Below are 4,563 nucleotides of genomic sequence, written 5' to 3' on the forward strand. Positions count from 1 at the left end.
ACGTATTGCTAAGGTTAAAACGGAGGAGTTAGTTGGATGATCCAGCACCTCCCAATGACTGTGCAGGCATCAACCTCAGGGTTCCCGCCAGGCGACCGGCCAGGTCGGGAACGACTTGCAAGCGTTCGGCTACGTTCAGCGCTCGAGGAAGTTCTTCAGCATCGCATGGCCGTGCTCCGACAGGATCGACTGGGGCGGAACTGCACGCCCTCGATGTCGAATTCCTTGTGGCGCACGCCCATGATCTCGCCATCGTCCGTCCATGCCGTCACCTCCAGGCACGCCGGCAGCGACGCGCGCTCGATCGCCAGCGAGTGGTAGCGGATCACGGTGAAGGGGCTTGGCAGGCCCTTGAACACGCCTTCGCCGATGTGCGCATCTTCGACGTCTTGCCGTGCATGACCTGCTTGGCGCGGATGATCCTGCCGCCGAACGCTTCGCCGATCGCCGGCGGCCCAGGCACACGCCGAGGATCGGCTTCTTCCCTTCGAATTCGCGCAGCACGTCCACCGACACGCCGCGATCCTTCGGCGACTTCGGGCCCGGCGAGATGCAGATGCGGTCCGGGTTCAGGTCCGCGATCTGCTCGAGGGTGATCTCGTCGTTGCGCACGGTGTGCACATCCTCGCCCAGTTCGCCGAAGTACTGCACGATGTTGTAGGTGAACGAGTCGTAGTTGTCGATCATGAGCAGCATGTCAGATCTCCCCATCCAGTCCGTCTTGCACTTGCTCGGCCGCGCAGCACGGCGCGCGCCTTGTGTTCCGTTTCCAGCCATTCCATCTCGGGATGGAATCGGCCACGATGCCCGCCGAAGCCGCGCGCGCGGCCGGTTGCTTCGGCGCTGTCGGTCCGTATGGCTACAACCACGGAAAACCTGTGCAAACTATTAATTCCGATGGTATAGTCGGTTCGCTACTTGAAGCGGCTGAACTGATCAGCGCTCATAACAAAGCCAACTCCTAAACCATCGACTCCATGTTTTTCGCCAAAGCACATCGTCAACCCAACCGGTGCCCATGAGGCCTGGCTGTGGCGACGCTGGCAATCCTGGTCCAACTGACCCAAGCTGATTGCTGCCGGTGCACGCCTCGTGCACATTGAAACCGGCAGGTTTTTTGAAGAAATCGCCGCCCGTTCCCCTTCCTGCGGGCGGCCCGGAGAAAAGCATGACCGAACTCGAATTCAAATCGCTCGCCACGCAAGGCTATAACCGTATTCCCCTGCATCGCGGAAGCATTTGCCGATCTCGAAACCCCGCTCACGCTGTACCTGAAGCTGGCCCAGAGCCAGGACGCCGGCAAGAACACGTTCCTGCTCGAGTCGGTGGTCGGCGGCGAACGGTTCTGCTACTTCCTTCATCGGCCTGCCGGCTGAAGACCTTGCTGCGCACGCGCGGCAACGTCACGACGGTCGAGAAGAACGGGGAAGTCATCGAGACGCACGAAGGCAATCCGCTCGACTTCATCGAGGCCTATCAGGCGCGCTTCAAGGTCGCGCTGCGCCCCGGCCTGCCGCGCTTCTGCGGCGGCCTGGCCGGCTACTTCGGCTACGACACCGTGCGCCACATCGAGAAGAAGCTGGCGCACACGGCGCCGCGCGATGAACTCGACCTGCCGGAAATCCAGCTGATGGTGACGGAAGAGCTGGCGGTGATCGACAACCTGTCGGGCAAGCTGTACCTGATCGTGTATGCCGATCCGTCCCAGCCCGAGGCCTACAACAAGAGCCGCCAGCGCCTGAAGGACTTGCGCATGATGCTGCGCCGGAGCGTGGACGCGCCGGTGACGTCGAGCTCCGTGCGCACCGAGGCCGTGCGCGACTTCAGCAAGGAAGACTACCTGAAGGCGGTCGCCGTCGCGAAAGAATACGTGATGGCGGGCGACCTGATGCAGGTGCAGATCGGCCAGCGCATCCGCAAGCCGTACGTGGATTCGCCGCTGTCGCTGTACCGCTCCCTGCGCTCGCTGAACCCGTCGCCGTACATGTACTACTACAACTTCGGCGACATGCAGATCGTGGGCTCCTCGCCCGAGATCCTGGTGCGCAACGAGAAGGATGCCGCCGTCGGCCGCAAGGTCACGCTGCGTCCCATCGCCGGCACCCGCCCGCGCGGTTCGACGCCGGAGCGCGACGCCGAACTGGCGCACGAACTGCTGCACGACCCGAAGGAAGTGGCGGAACATGTGATGCTGATCGACCTGGCCCGCAACGACATCGGCCGCATCGCCAGGACGGGCAGCGTGAAAGTCACGGACCAGATGGTGATCGAGAAGTACTCGCACGTGCAGCACATCGTCTCGAACGTGGAAGGCACGCTGAAGGACGGCATGTCGAACCTGGACGTGCTGCGCGCCACCTTCCCGGCCGGCACCCTGACCGGTGCGCCGAAAGTGCGCGCGATGGAAGTCATTGATGAGCTCGAACCCGTGATGCGCGGCATCTACGGCGGCGCCTGCGGCTACCTGTCGTTCGGCGGCGAGATGGACGTGGCGATCGCGATCCGCACGGGCGTCATCAAGGACGGCAACCTGTACGTGCAGGCGTCGGCGGGCATCGTGGCCGATTCCATCCCCGAGATGGAATGGCTGGAAACGGAACACAAGGCGCGCGCCGTGCTGCGCGCGGCCGAGCAAGTGCAAGACGGACTGGATGGGGAGATCTGACATGCTGCTCATGATCGACAACTACGACTCGTTCACCTACAACATCGTGCAGTACTTCGGCGAACTGGGCGAGGATGTGCACACCGTGCGCAACGACGAGATCACCCTCGAGCAGATCGCGGACCTGAACCCGGACCGCATCTGCATCTCGCCGGGCCCGAAGTCGCCGAAGGATGCCGGCGTGTCGGTGGACGTGCTGCGCGAATTCAAAGGGAAGAAGCCGATCCTCGGCGTGTGCCTGGGCCACCAGGCGATCGGCGAAGCGTTCGGCGGCAGGATCATCCGCGCCAAGCAGGTCATGCACGGCAAGACGTCGAAGATCGCGCACATCGGCGAAGGCGTGTTCAAGGGCCTGCCAAGCCCCTTCACCGTGATCCGCTACCACTCGCTGGCGATCGAGCGCGCGTCGCTGCCGGCGTGCCTGGAGGTGACGGCATGGACGGACGATGGCGAGATCATGGGCGTGCGCCACAAGGAATTCGACATCGAGGGCGTGCAGTTCCACCCCGAGTCGATCCTGTCGGAGCACGGCCATGCGATGCTGAAGAACTTCCTCGAGCGCTGAACGTAGCCGAACGCTTGCCGACGTCGTTCCCGACCTGGCCGGTCGCCTTGGCGGGAACCCAAGTTAATGTGCACGCCGCACAGTAATTGGGCCCCCGCCTGCGCGGGGCGACGTGCGACGGCCGCGTGGCGACAACCGATTTCCAAGAACTGGACCTGCCATGATCACCCCTCAAGAAGCCCTCCTCCGCTGCATCGAACACCGCGAAATCTTCCACGACGAGATGCTGCATCTCTTCCGGAGAATCATGTCCGGCGAGATCTCGCCGACGATGGTCGCCGCGCTGACCATGGGCCTGCGCGTGAAGAAGGAAACCATCGGCGAGATCACCGCCGCCGCCCAGGTGATGCGCGAATTCTCGACCAAGGTCCCGATGGCCGACACGACGCACCTCGTCGACATCGTCGGCACCGGCGGCGACGGTGCGCACACTTTCAATATCTCGACGGCGTCGATGTTCGTCGCCGCCGCCGCCGGCGCGCGCGTCGCCAAGCACGGCGGACGCAGCGTGTCGTCGTCGTCCGGCAGCGCCGACGTGATCGAATCGCTGGGCGCCCACATCGACCTGAAACCCGAGCAGATCGCCCAGTCGATCGCGCAGACCGGCATCGGCTTCATGTTCGCGCCGAACCATCACAGCGCCATGAAGAATGTCGCGGCGGTCCGGCGCGAGATGGGCGTGCGCAGCATCTTCAACATCCTGGGACCGCTGACGAATCCGGCCGGCGCGCCGAACATCCTGATGGGCGTGTTCCACCCGGACCTCGTCGGCATCCAGGTGCGCGTGCTGCAACGCCTCGGCGCCCAGCATGCGCTGGTCGTCTGGGGCCGCGACAACATGGACGAAGTCTCGCTGGGCGCCGGCACGATGGTCGGTGAACTGGTCAACGGCGAGATCCGCGAATACGAGATCCACCCGGAAGACTACGGCCTCGCGATGATCGCCAGCCGCAACCTGAAGGTGGCCGACGCGGCCGAATCGAAGACCAGGATCATGGAAGCGCTGCGCGGCGAACCGGGTCCGGCGCACGACATCGTCGCGCTGAACGCGGGCACCGCGCTGTACGCGGCCGGCGTGGCCGCGTCCATCGAGGACGGCCTGCAGCGCGCGCGCACCGCGATCGCGTCGGGCGCGGCGCTCGCGAAGCTCGACCAGTTCGTGAGCGTCACGCGCCAGCTGGGCGCGGTGAACTGACATGTTCGGCATCCCGCTGTCAGGTATCCATGATCTGGCTGTTCGTCACCAGCGGCCTGCTGCTGAACAAGGTGCTGGATCATCCAACTAACTCCTCCGTTTTAACCTTAGCAATACGTAACTGAACGAAGCAGGACA

2 protein-coding genes and 3 pseudogenes are annotated in these 4,563 nt (G+C 63.9%); 4 read left to right on the forward strand and 1 reads right to left on the reverse strand.

Annotated features, from left to right (window positions below; translation table 11 throughout):
* Positions 1-135 precede the first annotated feature (135 nt).
* A pseudogene (locus ACWNCF_RS02695) lies at positions 136-696 on the reverse strand (aminodeoxychorismate/anthranilate synthase component II).
* Between the two features lie 113 nt (positions 697-809).
* Between ACWNCF_RS02695 and ACWNCF_RS02700 the strand changes: the two are divergent.
* The 4 genes and pseudogenes from ACWNCF_RS02700 to trpD all read left to right on the forward strand — a co-directional run.
* Positions 810-965 (forward strand): annotated as a pseudogene (locus ACWNCF_RS02700) (phosphoglycolate phosphatase); the annotation flags it as partial.
* A 203-nt stretch (positions 966-1,168) separates the two neighbouring features.
* Positions 1,169-2,665: pseudogene (gene trpE / locus ACWNCF_RS02705) on the forward strand (anthranilate synthase component I).
* Between the two features lies 1 nt (position 2,666).
* Entirely contained in the window at positions 2,667-3,230 is a 564-nt protein-coding gene (locus ACWNCF_RS02710) for an anthranilate synthase component II (RefSeq protein ID WP_449405925.1), read from the forward strand.
* A 160-nt stretch (positions 3,231-3,390) separates the two neighbouring features.
* A complete protein-coding gene (trpD, locus tag ACWNCF_RS02715) occupies positions 3,391-4,425 on the forward strand; it encodes an anthranilate phosphoribosyltransferase (RefSeq protein ID WP_449405926.1) in 1,035 nt (344 codons plus the stop codon).
* Positions 4,426-4,563 lie beyond the last annotated feature (138 nt).

The organism is Massilia phosphatilytica (assembly GCF_977014125.1).